Here is a 16741-nt window from a genome sequence, read left to right as displayed (position 1 = left end):
TAAATGAATGTTTCGTGCAACGCTGCGTATTAGCAAGCTCTGTTCCAAGCTTTTCTTTTTTGTCAGATTGACAGCGGCTGAATCTCTTTCTTCAAGAGTTCGCCGCAAACTTACAGACCCGCACAGCGAACTGAACAAATTTTAGAGTGGATTTTGAAAAATTCTTTTCCCCATTGCCGGGCTTTTTTTGTTTGTGGGCATACTCCTTGTATAAGGAAACCTTGAAATTTTATTGCTAACAAAAAATGAAAAATATGAAAAAAACATTCTTAGCGATGTTAATGGCCGGCAGCAGTATGGCGATGTTTGCCCAGACAACACCAACTACACCGACCACGCCAACAAGCCCGACGACATCGCCAACAACAACGCCAACAAATCCCACGGTATCTCCAACGACTACCAACCCAGCAACGACGACGAACTCGACCAGCGATCCCATGAATACAACGACGAATTCTCAGGTTAACACAACAAACGTTAGCACATCGTGGGCGCCGGGCACATCGCCCTACTGGGGATGGAACAGCTACGGCATCTGGAATAACAGTGGAAACATGAACACCAACGTGAATGGCAGCACGAGCATGAATAACGGTTCAATGAACAACGCCAACACCACCGACATGAATGCAAACGGAAGCATGAATTCCAGTAACTCGTACAGTGCCTATAACGGAACAGCCGTAACGGCCTTGCCCTGGAACGTGCAGACAAATTTTGGTAAAGACTTTCCGGGTGCGGCAACAAATCAATACACCTGGAATCAGTATGGCGATTGGTTCAATACCTATTACGTTCGCAACGGCCGCATGACACAATATTTTTACGACCAGCGTGGCAACGGTTATTCACTTTCCCTGCCGGTGATTGAAACCTATGTACCTGAAGACGTTATTGACAAAGCCTTGCAGAAATACGGTGCGCACCTTTATTCCATTGGTATGGTAAAAACAGCCGAGGGCAAAAGTGCCTATCAAATTGGTTTGATTGACCGCGGACAGGTGCATAACGATTATTTGAACGAAGACGGAAGTTCGGTAGCAAGTGTTTGGCGTGTTGACACGACGAACATGACTTCCAGTAGTGCAAACGCAGCCATGGGTGATGAAAACATGAACATGAACGCTGCCGATACGAGTTCTAACCCCAACGGTAAACACTACACGGGCAATCACAAAAACAACACGTCAGCAGGCGTCAACACCAGCACAGACATGCAAACAACCACTGGTGATGACAACATGAGCAACGGCAAATCAAAGTCAAAAACAAAAATTCAGAACAGCGACGGAACAGTAACAAAAATCAAGAGCACGGAGAACAAAACAAAAATAAAAACGAAGACAACCAACGGTTCGTCCACAACGAATCAACAGTAAACGAAGTAAAACTTTTCCTTACGAAAGAATCCCGCTCTGGCGGGATTCTTTCTATAAAAGAAATTCATAGAAAATGAATGCAGAAAAAAATCAACCGGAAAAAACGCAAACCCAAACGGTCAGTAAGCCATTGGCAGAACCGGCAAACAATCCGTTTGAAAATAATCAGCTGGTGAAGCAAGACGTTCACCAGGCTGAGGAAGAACTGGAAAAAGAACAACAGTTTAAAGAGGCGCAAACGGAGAGAGATTAATCCACGAAATTTATGTTGCGGATTGAGAGGGTTCGTTCTTCGTTTTCAGTAGTCGCTCCTCAATCACTTGTTTGAACGCCGATTTGGGAATGGCGCCTTTTTGCATCATCGGCTGCCCGTCAACTGGAATGAACAAAATGGTGGGGATGCTTTGAATGCCAAAAAGCATGGACAAATCTTGTTCCTTATCCGTATCAATTTTATAAATCAAAAGCTTGTCGTGGTATTCGTTAGAAAGTTCTTCCAGCACCGGTGCAACGGCTTTGCAGGGGCCGCACCAGTCGGCATAAAAATCAACAACGGCCGGCAAGTTTCCTTTGTATTTCCATTCTTCTGCTTTGTCGTAATCAAAAATATTTTCTTTAAAGCCTTCTGCTGTTAATTGTATTGTTGCCATACTTCACTGTTAAGAAAAAATGTGCTGCCATAATCAGGCCACGACACAATTGCTTGTTGTTCATAAAGCGCTGGCGATTGGTTTGCATTGTAAGGCGGTATTGTATTTTGAAAATGTTTTGTTTCATGTTTGTTGGTTTTGGACGAAACGCCTACATTTGCGCCCTTGCCTTTATGGCGAGGTTCGGGAAGTAGCGCAGGCCGGTAGCGCACCTGGTTTGGGACCAGGGGGTCGCAGGTTCGAATCCTGTCTTCCCGACTAAACAGGACAAGGTGGCTTTTTTGCCACCTTGTTTTTTTATGTCATCCTCTGAAACGCTGTTCAGGTCTGCGTTTAGCTGAAATACAGAATTTATTTTCGTGGTTCGAAATGCCTCATTTTCGACGCAGTAGGAAACTCCCTTTGGAAAGATGAGATTTTGCAATTTTTCTTTTTCTTTAACCGGGCTGAAACTCCATGCAGTGGCGAGTTTGGACGAAAAGGAGGCGACGTTTTGAAGGTAGTTTTCAAGGTTCGAACTGCTTACTGCCGTCGTTTGAAGGGAAGCAGTAATTTCTTGCTTTTCTACCGCGTACTTAGCCATTAGCTTTTCATAGGTTTCTTTCCCCATTTCCCCTGTCACAAAGTACTTTTCTTCCACCGTATCGATCTTCTTTTGTAGTTCGTTCAAGGAAGCTTTGATGACCTTTTCCTGACTTTTATTTGCCTCATTCAGACCGTCATAGGATCCAATTATTTCTTCCAATAAATCATCCAGAAAGACATCCTTCATCTCATATTGGGAGAGGTAGGCCATGAACTGCTCATTAACCCTTTTGGCATTTTTGTTACCGCAGCAGCCAATTGTTCGGCATTTATAATACCAAAGGTTTTTCTTTTTGACAATGTAACCGGTATATCCGGCTTCGCACTTTGGGCAATACATAAATACTTTTAGGGGTACTGTGTCAATCTCCTTATTATGGTAGGTTCCGAACTTTGTTTGAGACGCCTGACGAACATTATTCACCTCCAGGAACAGTTCTTTGGAGACAACTTTCTCGTGAACGCTTTCAACCAATTTTCCGTTCAACATTTTGTTGGAGATGATGCCACAGTAAAACGGGTTGCTAAAAGTCCTGCTCAATGCTTGCTTGTAAATTTTGAGGCCCATTGCTCTTAGCTTTTCAATAATCTCCTCGTTCTTCATTCCTTGTGCCTTCCACTCAAATGCTTTACGAATTAGCTTTCCTTGTTTATTCACAACAATCTTGCGTTCTCCGTTGGTACGAATAACGTCATAACCTATCGGTGGCTTTTTACACCAGATGCCACGTTCCAGATTCTCTTTAATACCGGCAACTGCCCTTTGCTTTCTTAACTCATTATCGTATTGCGAAAACAGAAACTGCATGTTTTGTTGAAACACACCGCCTGGGTTGCTCGTGTCTATAGGTTGCGTTACCGCAATAATTGTAACGCCATATTTTTCCCTCAACTCTTGAGCGAGTTTGATAGCACCGCCACCTGTTCGACTGAACCTATCCAATAGGTAGACGAGGATATGACTGATCTTCCCTTTATGCTTCTTAATAAAATCAAGCATGTTTTGAAATTCTTTGCGGCCATCAGTCTTCGCACTTTCATACGTACCGCCATAATAGTTCATGATTTCAAACCCATTTCGACCGGCAAAATCTTCGATTGCTTTTTTCTGCCAGTCTAAGCTTAGGTTCTTATCAAATTGTTCCTTCGAAGAAACACGGGTATAAACGACCGCTTTCTTTTGTGAAGTAGAGAAAACAGGTGTATCGGATTTTTTTGCCCACTGTGCGAATAAATCATTGTTTGTCATGCGGCTTTGTTTTCTTGGTTCAAATTTACAACCTGTTGATTATCAATGCAAATAGCTTCTTTGTGGCAAGCGATTTCGAAGAATACTGCCGCCAATTTTTTAATTGTTTCTATTGCCGCTAAAGCATCTTCGTCTGTGATTTTCTCTAGTCCTGGACGTTTACGAAGTTTTTCCGGAGTAAGCGGCTCAATTTGCCCTTTTCGCCTTTTTTCAAGCATGGTTTTAAATCGTGTGGAAATATCGATTTCGCCATTTGAACCGGTTGTATGCTTGGGTAATTGAATGACTTTAGCCATAGGATATGAGGATTATTGTTTGGATGTGATGTCATAATTTTTTGCTTCGCTAGCTTTTTCTTCCTTGCAAAAAGCTTGGTAGCAGGCAAGAGCCAGCTTGTGAAAGGTGAGGATCGCATTTTGTACTTCTTCGTCCGAGGCGTACTTGTATTTGGGGTAAGACCGAAGTTCTTTTTCGGTGAGAAACAGCTTCACTTCTTGTTTTTCGACTTTTTCATTTTGTTGCAGCCAGTCCTGCAACTCTACAAGTTTTGACATAGGTTGAATTTTAAGCAAACCTATGAAGGTCGCTTATGGCACTGTCCGATTTGGGAAGGTTTGGGCAGATTTGGGACAAGAAAGGTTCGAGAATTTTTAAAAAGAAACCCCTGTGAAAACAGGGGTCTGTATCGTCCTGAAAAAACCTTACAGATTAAAAGATAGTCCTGACATTTTCTTACAGTAGAATCTATCAGTCCTGATTTTAGTTTACATCCGAAGTTGATAGTCCTGCGTGGACTTTACACGGAGGACTTTTGCCGCTGCTAAAATACTTACCCTTCTTTGTTTCCATTGATTGCATTTTTCCGGTAGGTTTTCCAGTGTTTTGTTAAGCCAACGTTTTCTGTGTGTGCTTTGTCTGGCGTCAGATAGCCAATGCTACTGTGTGGTCGTTTGCTGTTGTAAAGTGTGATGCTTTCCCCTACGACACTATTTGCCTGGTGGATATTTTGGAAGGTTCTACTCAAGTTAAATTCCTCTTTTAAAATGCCGTTGATCCTTTCGGCTACTGCATTCTCATAGGGGTCGCTTTTCTCCGTCATCGAGATAGCGACATGCGACGCTAAAAGAAGCTGCACATACGCAGTGCTGCAATACTGGATGCCCCGGTCAGAGTGGTGGATTAATCCTTGCTTTGATGTTTTAGATCGTGTGCTCAGCGCCATCGCAAGTGCTTTTAAACAACCTTCTGTTTCCAGTGTGTCTTCCAGATTATAACCCACGATCTTTTTGGAATAAGCATCCGTAATCAGCGATAGATAACAGAAACTTTTCGGCAAGGCGATATAAGTAATGTCGCTCACCCAAACTTGTTCTGAGCGTACCAGCTCCAGTTCCCGCACCAGGTTCGGATACTTTCGAAAGCGGTGCCGGGAGTTGGTGGTGCTTACTTTTCGCTTTCGTTTTTTGACGAGTAAGCCCTCTTCCATTAAAAGAGAAAAGAGCGCATCCCGGCCCATTTTGATGTGATGCTGAACAAAAAAGTCTTTGAGTAAGTACTGAAGTTTGCGGGTGCCAACTTTCGGCAACTCTCGTCGAATCAAGGCCACCTGCTTAAGCACCAACGCAGCCTCCATTGACTGTTTTTCTTTTCGCCAGCCGCCTTCGTAAAATGCCTGCCGTGTTTTACCAAACAGTTCGCACAGCTCCTGCAGGCTACCAAGAGCATAGTGCGCTTTTACAAAACTTACTGTTTGGTACCAGACTTTTTTCTAATGTCGACTCCGAGTTCTCTTTCGGCGATATCAATCATCGTTTCCAGGCAAATGATTTTGCACCTTGCTTCTTCCAGTTGCTTTTGCAGCTCCTTTTCGCCTTTACTCTTTGCTGCCGGAGGCAAATAATTTGCGTTGCTGATGGTGGGTTGTAAATCTTCCATTGCAGAAAAGTCGGAAGAATACTTCTTTACCCATTTGGAGATCATGCTACCGCTGCCTTTTGGAAGTCCGTTTTTAGCTGCAATCTGCGCAAGCGTTTGTGAACTCGTGTGTACATCGTAAAGCACAGCCCGAACAACGGCCGGCGAATACTTCGACTTCGCGTTGCGCCGCTTCTTTTTTTCTTGCATTTTTACACCGCTTAGTGTAAAGCTATTCTAGGACAAGACAGTTCCAATTTCCGTTCCTATCAATGTTGGTTATGCCTTTACTGCACAAAGTATAGCTTTGCTTCTCATGCAGCTCTACATTAAGAACATGGTTTGCCATCGCTGTATCCTGGCTGTGCAACAGGAGTTGCAAAAGCTGAATATTGATAACTGCAGTGTTAGTTTGGGCGAAGTGCATACTCACGCAGATATTCCAAAAGAAAAACTCGACAAGCTTGAAATGAACTTGGGCGCATTAGGCTTTGAGCTGCTGGACAATTCAAAAAAGCAGTTGATTGAAAAGATAAAGACCATCATCGTCCAAAAAGTACATTATTCAGAGGATGACGAGCACCATAATTTTTCCGAAATTCTTTCCAAATCCCTGCACAGAGATTATTCTTACTTAAGCGGCCTGTTTTCCGAAGTAGAAGGCATCACTATAGAAAAATACATTATCAGCCAGAAGATTGAAAAAGTAAAGGAACTGCTTATCTATGATGAATTAAGCCTTTCGGAAATCGCCTACAAATTAGGCTATAGCAGCGTTGCACACCTTTCCAACCAGTTTAAAAAAGTCACCGGACTGACCGCAAGCCATTTTAAAAAAGTTGGTCAAAACAAACGTAAACCCTTGGATAAAATATAACCATGAAAAACCTTGCAATCTTCTTCTTTGCCTTTTTGGCACTTTGTTTTAGCTCCGGGAGAGAGTTTAAAGTTGATAAAGATCTTGTTGTTGCAATCGGCCAATTGCCAAACACTACGATAGATAGAAGTGGCGGTGTTCAGTTGGTCTATGGTAATGGCGACAGCATTCTATATTCCTGCCTAAATGAAAAAGCCTCTGACTTTTTGAAACCTGCGTTGATTGCTGTTATCCCGCATGTGTACACATTTGCGACAAGAGGCCCGCAAATAGCGGAAACGACCAAAGGTTTGATCGTGACGGCCTGCACTTCAAGCGGTAACATTTATTCTTTTTACAAAGAAGAAAATGACCGCTGGACAAAGGGCGGAAGAGTGAATGATGTGGACACTGTTGCAAAAGAAGGGCTTACCGGATTGGCTGCTGATGGTAACAGTGTTTTTGCCGTATGGCTTGATCTTAGAGGTAACCGGCGAAATAAAATAGTTGGCGCAAGGTCAACTGACGGTGGCCGAACTTGGTCAAAAAATGTTCTCATTTATGCTTCACCTGACGGCACTGTTTGCGAGTGTTGCAAACCATCTGTTGTTGTAAAGGGCAACAATGTCTATGTCATGTTTCGCAACTGGCTGAACGGAAACAGAGACTTGTATCTTGCTCAATCCAAAGACGGTGGCAAAACATTCTCAAAGCCGCAAAAGCTTGGCACCGGTAGCTGGAAGCTAAATGGTTGTCCGATGGACGGCGGTGGTTTAGCAGTTAGCAGACAAGGGGTGGTACAAACAGTGTGGCAGCGAGAAGGAAAAATATTTGCAGCAGCATCTGGAAAACCCGAAAGAGAAATTGGAACCGGCAGAGGCTGTACAGTGACGGTAACGAACGGTAAACCCGTTTATGCCTGGACAGAAAAGGGCGAAGTCGTAGTCCTAAATTCAGAAGGACAAAAATTAGTTCTCGGAAAGGGCATTCAGCCAATCATCAAAACAAAGAACAACGGCGAAATTGTTTGTGTGTGGGAGAACGAGAAACAAATTAGAGCCGCTCTAATTTCCCAATAACAGCCCCTCAAAATCTTACAACTCTTATCCATGATTGTGTAACAGTCACCGATCAAGCCGAAAATAGCTTTGTGTTCATAAAGACGAATATTATGACACATACCTACAACATTAGCGGCATGACTTGTAACGGTTGTGTGGCAAAAGCTAAGAGTGAGTTACTAAAGCTGGGAGATATAACAGAGGCAGACGTACAACTTACTTCGCCACAGGCAACCATTACCATGCAAAAGCACATTCCTGTTCAGGAGTTGCAAAACGCCTTAAGGAAAGCGGGTAACTATACGATCACGGAGGCGGACGGTGGAATGCACCATACGGAAGCAATCGAAGACAAAACCTCTTGGTTTGCTACCTACAAACCTATTCTGCTCATTTGTGCTTACATTACCGGTGCTACACTCTTGATTGAAGCTGTTAGGGGCAGGTTTGACGTACATACATGGATGGCTAACTTCATGGCCGGTTTCTTTTTAGTGTTCTCTTTTTTCAAACTGTTAGACCTTAAAGGCTTTGCCGAAAACTATTCTACCTACGACATTATTGCTAAAAGGTGGCAAGGCTGGGGCTATGTGTATGCTTTTGTAGAACTTGCTTTAGGAATAGCATACTTATCGAGGTTCGACCTGTTAGTGACGAATGCAATCACATTCTTCGTTATGTCCGTAAGTATTATCGGCGTAATGCAATCTGTAATGAGCAAAAGAAAGATACGGTGTGCCTGTTTGGGTGCCGTATTCAACTTGCCGATGAGCACCGTTGCCATAATAGAAGATGGATTAATGATTGCAATGAGTTTACTAACGGTACTATCATTGAATAATACTCATCTATAGAAAGGAAGTTTTAGAAAAGAAAATGATTATCATGAAAAGAAGTTTGAGAACAGTACTGCTTATGGCAAGTCTCTTCCTTGTCTTAGCGGTCACCGCACAGGAAAAGAAAGTTGTTTACACCTGCCCGATGCACCCCGCAGTGCAGATGGAGAAACCCGGCAGTTGTCCCAAATGCGGAATGACACTCGTGAAAAAAACCATCACCGTTAAACAATCGAAGCCGCAGCCTCAAAAGCAACCCAGCCGGCAACCTTCTCAACAGGATAAAAAAGAACCGATGAACATGCCGCCAACGGACACAGCAAAGCCCATGAACCACGACCACATGCAAATGGATACGGGAAGGGACACCACAAAGCCAAAGATGCAAATAGCTGACACAATGAAGATGGATAACATGGACATGCAAGGAATGAACATGAATGAACCCATGAGCCACCACATGAGCATGAGCCATGCCTATTCTCTCAATCTTCCGATGGGCAGAAACGGTTCTGGCACTGCCTGGCTTCCCGATGCCTCGCCCATGTATGGCTACATGTTTCATACACCCAAGTGGATGTACATGCTGCACTACAATTTGTTCTTGCGCTACAACAATCAGGACTTTACGGCCAAAGGTTCACGAGGTGATAGCAAGGTAGATGCACCGAACTTTATCATGCTCATGGCACAACATCAGGTAGGAAGGAATGGATTGTTTCACTACAACATCATGTCCTCACTCGACGCACTCACAGGAAGCAACGGTTATCCACTTTTGTTTCAAAGCGGTGAAGCCTATAAAGGAAAATCAATTGTTGACAGACAGCATCCCCATGATTTATTTTCTGAATTATCTGTAAGCTATTCACAAGCCTTGTCACCAAAAGCAGATGTATTTGTTTATGTCGGTTATCCCGGAGAACCGGCTTTAGGTCCTGTTGCCTTCATGCACCGGCCTTCTGCGATGGACAATCCCGATGCACCCATTACACACCACTGGGTAGATGCCACACACGTCACCTTTGGCGTCGCAACAATTGGCGTTCGGTACGGTCAGTTCAAATTAGAAGGTTCATCTTTTACGGGAAGAGAGCCCGATGAAAACAGGTATAATTTTGATAAGCCACGCTTTGATAGCTGGAGTGGCAGATTATCGTACAACCCAACCGAAAATTGGGCATTGCAGGTATCACACGGATTTATCAGAAGCCCTGAACTTTTGCATCCTGAAGAAGACGTGAACAGAACAACAGCTTCGGCCATCTACAGCAAATCCTTATCAGCAAACAGCACCTTCAATGCAACGGCACTTTGGGGCATGAATAAGGTAAAAGAGCATGACGGAGAAAACGCGGTATTGGTAGGAGGGGAATGGAGAAAAAATAAGTTAGCATTTCATAGCCGTTACGAATGGGTGCAAAAAGGCATTGAAGAACTTTCTTTGGATGAAAGTGTTTACGGTCACGATGCAGTATTCCCCGTAAATGCTTTCACAGTGGGTTTTAACTATGATTTGCTCAAATTGGGCGGCTCAAGATTAGCCGGTGGCGGACAATGGACGCTTTATCATGCCGACGAAAGACTGAATACACTCTATGGCAAAAATCCAATGGCATACGAAGTCTATTTACGATTGTACCCAGGAAGAATGAAATAAACTATATGACCACAATCAGCAGTTTTTGAACGGTTACTTTGTAACCTTATATCATGCAATCAGGCCAAAAAACACTGCAATTAGCACAATCAGCATCAGCATTGGGTGCAGGAATTTTAGGCTTTGGTATTGGTGCAAAATGGGGCAACGTAGTAAGCAGTTATTCTTTGCTGATTATTATTGTCGGGGCGGTCATTCATGTTTTTGGTATGTACATCATGCAGATGAAGAATGTTACAGCCAAGCCAACGGGCATAGCAAAAGCTCTTTGGATTTCTGCATGGATTTGTTTGATAGCATTGATAGCCATTATTATTTACTTACTCATTGTGAAAAAATAATAGCATGGAACACGCACATCACCATGAGCATCATGTTCATGAACAAACTACAGACCTCCACCATCATGCAGCAGCCAACGAGGCTGTACTTGACCACTCCATGCACGATAAACACGCAGGTCACCGCACACGTGATTTCCTGAAACGCTTTTGGATTTGCCTCATTGTAACAATCCCGGTGCTGTTACTATCCCACATGATACAGCAATGGTTCCATTTTGAGATACTGTTTGCCGGAGATAAATATGTTCTCTTGCTGTTAAGCACTTTTATTTACGTCTATGGTGGAATGCCTTTTCTGAAAGGTTTAGTAAGTGAGGTAAGAGACAATGCTATTGGCATGATGACCTTAGTTGCTGTTGCCATTACAGTTGCTTTTGTTTACAGTGTCGCAGTGGTGTATGGCTTAAAAGGAATGGATTTCTTTTGGGAGCTTGCCACACTCATCGACATTATGCTATTAGGGCATTGGCTCGAAATGCGTTCCCAAATGGCAGCTTCCGGTGCGTTACAATCATTGGTAGCCTTGCTGCCTTCCAATGTTCACATGGAGAGGGCCGGTGAAGTGGTTGACATAGATATTCAGCAACTAAAAAGAGATGATGTTACTATCATTAAGCCAGGAGAGAAAATACCGGCAGATGGGGTTGTAATAGAAGGAACTTCATTTGTCAACGAAAGCATGTTAACAGGTGAAAGTGTTCCGGTTAAAAAAGAAAGAGATGCCAAAGTGATTGCAGGTGCGGTGAATGGCGACGGTTCATTAAAGATAAAAGTAACCGGGGCTGGGAAAGATAGTTACCTGAACAAAGTAATTACGTTGGTGCAATCGGCACAAAATGCCAAATCCCGAACACAAAACCTTGCCGACAAAGTGGCGAAATGGCTAACTGTGATTTCATTGGTTGTAGGCATAACCACCTTCGTATTTTGGTACATCAATCATGACCTTGCATTTGCTTTGGAGAGAATGGTAACCGTAATGGTAACATCCTGTCCTCATGCTTTAGGTGTTGCCATTCCTTTGGTAGTAGCCATTTCAACAACTGCAGCGGCTACACACGGTTTGCTAATCCGAAACAGGACAGCCTTTGAAAATGCAAGAAAGTTAACAACAATCATTTTCGATAAGACCGGAACACTTACAAAAGGTTCGCATGAAGTGCAGCACATTATTTCAACTACAAGCCAATATTCTGCAAACGACCTATTACAACACGTTGCAGCAGTTCAACAGCATTCGGAACATTACATAGCAAGGGGAGTACTAAAAGCACTCAAGGAAAAAAAATTAGAGCTATGGCAATCTACCGACTTCACTTACCTGCAAGGCATTGGTGTATCAGGAAAAGTGGCCGGCAAAACAGTTGTTGCGGCAGGACCTAATTATTTTATGAAGGAAAACAAACCGCTTCCCGAAATCCCATCCTCAATTGACCAAAATACAGAGACCGTAAATTTTGTTTTGATAGATGGTGAACCGGTTGGAATAATAACACTCGCAGACAGTATAAGAGAAAGCTCCAAAGAAGCCATTGAGCAGTTAAAAGCAATGAACATTAAATCTTTTTTGCTCACAGGTGACAACGAAAAGATTGCAGCTTCCGTAGCCAACAAATTGGGCATGGACGGTTATTTAGCCAATGTATTGCCACATCAAAAGCAAGAGAAAGTAAAAGAGTTTAAGCAAAAGGGTGAAATCGTTGCCATGACAGGTGACGGCGTAAACGATGCACCGGCATTGACACAGGCAGATGTAGGCATTGCAGTGGGCAGTGGAACAGATGTAGCAGCAGAAACAGCAGACATTATTTTAGTGAACAGCGACCCGAAAGACGTTGTACAAATGATTGACTTCGGAAGAAAGACCTACCGGAAAATGATACAAAACCTTGCCTGGGCCGTTGGCTACAACGTTATTGCCATTCCATTAGCGGCTGGTGTTTTATATCCCTACTTCGTACTTAGCCCGGCAATGGGTGCAGTGCTAATGAGTTTAAGTACCGTAATCGTAGCCGTCAATGCGAGACTGTTGAAATTGAAATAGTAATGGTCTACGATGACGAATATCATCATTCCTTAGTGAGCTACATCATTGATTAAGGAAGTGCTAAAGAGTAGGTTCGCTGAGAAATACGCAAAACTTAATAACATGAAAACGATCATAATTTTATTGATTGCAACTTTTGCAACCTTTGCAGCTTTTGCTCAAAAGAATAAAGCAAATACTACCAATACAGAACCCACTGTAGTTACCGTTCAATATGCCTGTCCAATGCATCCCGATATGGTTAGTAACAAGCCCGGCAAATGTTTAAAATGCGGTATGGATTTAACCTTGTCCAAAAAAGAACAGATGAAGCAGGAGGTCACCAATACCTATACCTGTCCAATGCACCAGGAAGTAGTAAGCACACATGAAGGCATCTGTGCAAAATGCAGTTCGAAATTGGTTGTTGACCGGAGAGGATCTAAACAAGCTACAGCCGTTTATACTTGTTCTATGCACCCGCAGGTGGCAAGCAACGAAACAGGCAAATGTCCAATATGCGGACAGCCATTAGAAAAACAACATACAACGGCAGATAGCACAAAAGCAAAGTCATAATCCAGCAAATTGATAGAGTGGCAGCATTTATTTGTTGCCACTTTTAGTTGACCAGCAGAAAATCTTTCCTCGGCTTCCGTTGTGTCCATCAGCTCCAAGTTTGATGACTCTTATGGAGAATAATTTTATTGAACAGGACAGAGAACTTCTTATAGTTGGGGTCTTTTATTTTAGCTCTTCAATGGGCTTTTCTTATTTCCGTGCTTCTCTTCTAATAATTTTTCTAATCTCCCTTTAATACCCGATGGTTTAGTTTTTGTGGCACAATTCACTTTAAAAACTAAAAACATCAGCGATGACCGGATTCCATACCTACAAAACCTGTGTAGAGGCTTGTTTACGTTGCGCCGCTATTTGTAACCATTGCGCAAGTTCATGCACACAAGAAGAAGATGTAAAAATGATGGCAAGGTGCATTCAACTTGACATGGAATGTGCAGCCATTTGTTATGCAGCGGCACAACTAATGAGCCTGGGAAGCGAAAGAGCACAGGAGCTTTGCAGACTATGCGCAGACATCTGCGAACAGTGCGGAGCTGAATGCGGTAAGCATCAGACAGAACATTGCCAGGAATGTGCAGAAATGTGTAGAAAGTGTGCGGAAGAATGCAGAAGGATGGCGAGCGTCGCAGCATAACAGAAACGCAGGCATGACCTGCATTTTTATCAAAGTTTGATCTTTACCCCGCCATTAATAATTCTTCCTTCAAGCGGTGCATAAAGGTCCTTGAATCTTGGAATGGTTATCGGTCCGCTGTAGATGGCTCCCCAATCCGTTTGCTTAACGTTGTTCAAGTCTTCACCGTTGATGAATAAGGAAAAATGTTTCCAGCTTTTTTCGATCAGTGCGCCCGTGAGCCAATAGCTTCTTCCGGTGCTGCCGTCTGCAAGTTGTTGCTGGCTGGTGTAATACGTTTCCAGCGCAATGCGAAGGCTGCCGTCTACTTCGTAAACCAAGTCAAAATGCAGCTTGTGTTTTGGTGCCAGGGGATAGGTAGCCGTTTGCCCTCCAAAATGATTTTGTGCAATGGTATATGAGTAACCCGTGTAAAATTTAATGTCGTCCAATGTCAGGCGAAACGATAAATCCATTCCCTTTGAATCGGTATAACCGTCCACATTTACAAATGCCTTTTGCATTCCCTGCGACGAGAGTACCAGCGGATGATTGATGCGTGTATAAAAGAACAGTGGGTTGATGGACAACTTTAGTTCATCCAATGAAGTGGAGTAGGTAAAGTCTACGTTTGCCCCTATAGATTTTTCGTACTGCGCACTATTTTGATCAATCGGAAGAATGTTTTGAAACTGTCTTTCCTCGCTTTCTTCTGTAAAAATGGTTGGCAGTTTGTAACCAAGTCCGCCACCAATGCGTGAGGTAAATCGGTTGGAAAAACGAAACAGCGCAGAAACTCTTGGCAAGAGCACAAATCCATACGGCGACGTATAATCTCCTCTTAACCCACTCTCCAAACTAAACTTGTCGGTAGGCGACCAGGTATTTTGCACAAAACTTCCAACCGTGTTGTAGTTGTAATTCCGTAACGGATGGTTTGAATGGAGTACTTCACTGAATTTATCCGTGTAAAGATTGACACCGCCAACCCACTGCAAATTGTTTTCTCCGGCATTGATACTTAGTTCAGAAAATGAAGACTGCTGCAACCCATCGAATTGATACGATGGAATGGTCGTTAAGCGGCCAAAATGGTTGTAACTGTTTTTAAAATTCAGCGAGACGTGAGTATTTATTTGGTGCGTTATTCCAACCTGTGTCGTAAACCGGACTGAATTGTTTTTCTCAAAATAACCGGCGTTATTGTTTTTAATGTAGTCCATATTTCCACCCAACCGCTCCTCAGTAATAAAGTTCACACCGGCATTTAGGTTTGTTTTGTTTCCATAATAAAACAGCCGCGGTGTTATCGTGTACCGTTCAAATTTTGGAATGGCTGTAAAACCGGTGCTTGAAGGATCATAAGCTTTTCCACTGTTGCGAGAACCAAAGACAGTTACGCCGATGTTCTTAAACCGCTGCCCGTAAAACCCGCTCAGGTCAAAGCCGCCTGCTGACGTTGCATTGGCAAGAAAACTCAAGTCCCTTTTCTCCGTTGGCGTCTTGCTTACCAGATTGATGAGACCAGCAATGGCGCCACCGCCGAACAATGTAGACGAGGAGCCTTTGATGATTTCCACTTGCTTTAAATCCAGGGGCGCAATTTGCACGAGGCTTAATCCTTCGGACAATCCCGAATAAAGCGGAAAACCATCGCGCAGTACCTGCGTGTATCGTCCCTCCAATTCCTGTATGCGAAGGTTGGCGGTATTGCTCACGGCTGAAGTTTGCTGTGTAATCAGTCCTGTCGTTTCGTTCAGTAGCATTTTTATTTCACCCGGCCGCATGCTGACGTTTTCAGAAATTTCGCCACCGGCAATTACTTCCACTCTTGTCGGTGTGTTACGGATGGAACGGTCGGTGCGGGTAGCGGTAACAATGATGTTGGGGTTGTCTTCTCCTTCAGCTTCTTCGAGTTCTACTTCGATGATTTTTGTAACAGGAAGCGTTAGCCTCTTTTGCACGGCGGAATAACCAACAAATGAAATTTCAACCTGGAATGCGCCGTCGGGTAAACCCGTTAAAACAGCAAGGCCTGTGCTGTCAGTTGATGTGCCTTTGTTCAGTGGTGAAACGGTAACGGATGCGCCGGGCAAAGGCTGCTTACCGGCTTCACTTTTCACTCTCACGCTTAAGGTGTTTTGTGCGTGGGAAAAAAGGCTGAGTAACGAGAAAAAGAAAACAGCGGAAAATTTAAGTTGAAAAAAATGCTTTCGTGGTTTGACAGGTTGCACGGATAAGTTGACAAAATGATACATGAGTAAAATTTGATTGAACAATGCGGTTGCAATGACGTTTTGCTGGTGAATACCGATTCAATCAAATGAGTAAGCGACGGATTTGAAGATAACGCTTGGAAGAAGCAAAGGCAAGCTTTAAAGAACGGTTGATGGGAAAAGAAAAGTCCTTTACCGCATTTAGCCGAACCGGAACAAAATGGTCCTTGATGCAGCGCCGGTAAGATAACCTTCGAGACGAGCTTTGGTACGAACATTCAACCTGGACCGGTTCATGGTGTAATGCTCTGGAAAAAGCCGGTTGCTCAAAAGAGGTGAGAAAATAGAGCAAGAAAGTAACCAGCATCAGGCCTTTTCTTACCAGTCTGTTCTGAAGCAAGTCAGCCATCTTGAAATTGCGGTGCTCAAAGTCTCGCACACTTTCTATGACGCCAATGTAGAGAAGAAACAAAACGTTTAGCAGGTTGCCTTTTCGTTTCCGGTTGGGCAAAATAGCTTGCTTGGCTAAACCAATGGTCAGGATCATTACCTGAAACAGCATCTGCCAAAGTTTTTTTGATATGGAGAAAACCTCTTGCATTGGAACAGGCGCAAAGATAGGGGCATAGATTGCCTTGTTATAGTTATTGATAAGTGCCAAGGTTTGCCACAACTTGAAAGCTTGGTCTTTCGACAGATGCGCTTTAGAAATATAGACCTCGGAAAACTCGAACTTTTTTCTGGTCAGTTTTAACCATTAATACCCA

The 16741-nt window shown here is 43.4% G+C and carries 18 protein-coding genes, 1 tRNA gene and 1 pseudogene; 12 read left to right on the top strand and 8 right to left on the bottom strand.

Annotated features, from left to right (window positions below; translation table 11 throughout):
* Positions 1 to 232: 232 nt before the first annotated feature.
* From FSB75_RS21780 to FSB75_RS07360, 3 genes are all read left to right on the top strand, one after another.
* Positions 233 to 469 (top strand): hypothetical protein, encoded by a 237-nt coding sequence (locus FSB75_RS21780; protein WP_172623088.1) that lies wholly within the window; start codon positions 233 to 235, stop codon positions 467 to 469.
* The gene (locus FSB75_RS07365; protein WP_172623087.1) at positions 441 to 1382 is read left to right on the top strand and encodes a hypothetical protein; all 942 of its coding nucleotides are present in this window, start codon (positions 441 to 443) and stop codon (positions 1380 to 1382) included. The genes FSB75_RS21780 and FSB75_RS07365 overlap by 29 nt, the downstream gene beginning before the upstream one ends.
* A 73-nt stretch (positions 1383 to 1455) precedes the next feature.
* Entirely contained in the window at positions 1456 to 1635 is a 180-nt protein-coding gene (locus FSB75_RS07360; protein WP_146784936.1) for a hypothetical protein, read from the top strand.
* A 10-nt stretch (positions 1636 to 1645) separates the two neighbouring features.
* Here the strand turns inward: FSB75_RS07360 and trxA are convergent, their stop codons facing one another.
* Positions 1646 to 2032: a thioredoxin gene (gene trxA / locus FSB75_RS07355; RefSeq protein WP_146784933.1), complete on the bottom strand. Its 387-nt coding sequence runs from the start codon at positions 2030 to 2032 to the stop codon at positions 1646 to 1648.
* A 184-nt stretch (positions 2033 to 2216) separates the two neighbouring features.
* On the opposite strand from trxA, the gene FSB75_RS07350 reads away from it, so the two are divergent.
* A tRNA-Pro gene (locus FSB75_RS07350) sits at positions 2217 to 2290 on the top strand.
* A 748-nt stretch (positions 2291 to 3038) separates the two neighbouring features.
* Here FSB75_RS07350 and FSB75_RS22360 read toward each other — a convergent pair.
* The 5 genes and pseudogenes from FSB75_RS22360 to FSB75_RS07325 all read right to left on the bottom strand — a co-directional run.
* Positions 3039 to 3866, bottom strand: a pseudogene (locus FSB75_RS22360) (recombinase family protein); the annotation flags it as partial.
* Positions 3863 to 4162 carry a hypothetical protein gene (locus FSB75_RS07340; RefSeq protein WP_146784930.1) on the bottom strand — a complete coding sequence of 100 codons (300 nt, stop codon included), beginning with the start codon at positions 4160 to 4162 and terminating at the stop codon, positions 3863 to 3865. The gene FSB75_RS07340 and the pseudogene FSB75_RS22360, both read right to left, overlap by 4 nt.
* Before the next feature lie 12 nt (positions 4163 to 4174).
* A complete protein-coding gene (locus tag FSB75_RS07335) occupies positions 4175 to 4420 on the bottom strand; it encodes a hypothetical protein (protein ID WP_146784928.1) in 246 nt (81 codons plus the stop codon).
* 275 nt (positions 4421 to 4695) lie between these two features.
* Entirely contained in the window at positions 4696 to 5559 is an 864-nt protein-coding gene (locus FSB75_RS07330) for an IS3 family transposase (RefSeq protein ID WP_262711971.1), read from the bottom strand.
* Between the two features lie 50 nt (positions 5560 to 5609).
* Entirely contained in the window at positions 5610 to 5990 is a 381-nt protein-coding gene (locus FSB75_RS07325; protein WP_146784899.1) for a hypothetical protein, read from the bottom strand.
* Between the two features lie 106 nt (positions 5991 to 6096).
* Between FSB75_RS07325 and FSB75_RS07320 the strand changes: the two genes are divergently transcribed.
* The 8 genes from FSB75_RS07320 to FSB75_RS22355 all read left to right on the top strand — a co-directional run bounded on the left by FSB75_RS07320 (position 6097) and on the right by FSB75_RS22355 (position 13779).
* On the top strand, positions 6097 to 6657 hold the full coding sequence (locus FSB75_RS07320) for a helix-turn-helix domain-containing protein (protein WP_227990832.1): 561 nt from the start codon (positions 6097 to 6099) through the stop codon (positions 6655 to 6657).
* 2 nt (positions 6658 to 6659) lie between these two features.
* Positions 6660 to 7715: a sialidase family protein gene (locus FSB75_RS07315; RefSeq protein ID WP_146784925.1), complete on the top strand. Its 1056-nt coding sequence runs from the start codon at positions 6660 to 6662 to the stop codon at positions 7713 to 7715.
* A gap of 92 nt (positions 7716 to 7807) precedes the next feature.
* On the top strand, positions 7808 to 8551 hold the full coding sequence (locus FSB75_RS07310; protein ID WP_146784922.1) for a heavy metal translocating P-type ATPase: 744 nt from the start codon (positions 7808 to 7810) through the stop codon (positions 8549 to 8551).
* A gap of 31 nt (positions 8552 to 8582) precedes the next feature.
* The gene (locus FSB75_RS07305; protein WP_227990831.1) at positions 8583 to 10193 is read left to right on the top strand and encodes a heavy metal-binding domain-containing protein; all 1611 of its coding nucleotides are present in this window, start codon (positions 8583 to 8585) and stop codon (positions 10191 to 10193) included.
* Positions 10194 to 10246: 53 nt separating this feature from the next.
* Positions 10247 to 10534, top strand: coding sequence for a hypothetical protein (locus FSB75_RS07300; RefSeq protein WP_146784919.1), 288 nt, complete (start codon positions 10247 to 10249; stop codon positions 10532 to 10534).
* A 4-nt stretch (positions 10535 to 10538) separates the two neighbouring features.
* A complete protein-coding gene (locus FSB75_RS07295; RefSeq protein WP_146784917.1) occupies positions 10539 to 12581 on the top strand; it encodes a heavy metal translocating P-type ATPase in 2043 nt (680 codons plus the stop codon).
* A gap of 105 nt (positions 12582 to 12686) precedes the next feature.
* A complete protein-coding gene (locus FSB75_RS07290; RefSeq protein WP_146784914.1) occupies positions 12687 to 13142 on the top strand; it encodes a heavy metal-binding domain-containing protein in 456 nt (151 codons plus the stop codon).
* 295 nt (positions 13143 to 13437) lie between these two features.
* Entirely contained in the window at positions 13438 to 13779 is a 342-nt protein-coding gene (locus FSB75_RS22355) for a four-helix bundle copper-binding protein (RefSeq protein ID WP_146784912.1), read from the top strand.
* Positions 13780 to 13808: 29 nt separating this feature from the next.
* Here FSB75_RS22355 and FSB75_RS07280 read toward each other — a convergent pair whose 3' ends face one another.
* Positions 13809 to 15887 carry a TonB-dependent receptor gene (locus tag FSB75_RS07280; RefSeq protein WP_227990830.1) on the bottom strand — a complete coding sequence of 693 codons (2079 nt, stop codon included), beginning with the start codon at positions 15885 to 15887 and terminating at the stop codon, positions 13809 to 13811.
* Between the two features lie 190 nt (positions 15888 to 16077).
* Complete coding sequence (locus FSB75_RS07275) at positions 16078 to 16536, bottom strand: hypothetical protein (protein ID WP_146784907.1); 459 nt, start codon at positions 16534 to 16536, stop codon at positions 16078 to 16080.
* Positions 16537 to 16741: the final 205 nt, after the last annotated feature.

The sequence above is a fragment of the Flavisolibacter ginsenosidimutans genome (genome assembly GCF_007970805.1).
Classification (GTDB): Bacteria; Bacteroidota; Bacteroidia; order Chitinophagales; family Chitinophagaceae; genus Flavisolibacter; species Flavisolibacter ginsenosidimutans.
This window is presented reverse-complemented; position numbering and strand designations above follow the sequence as displayed.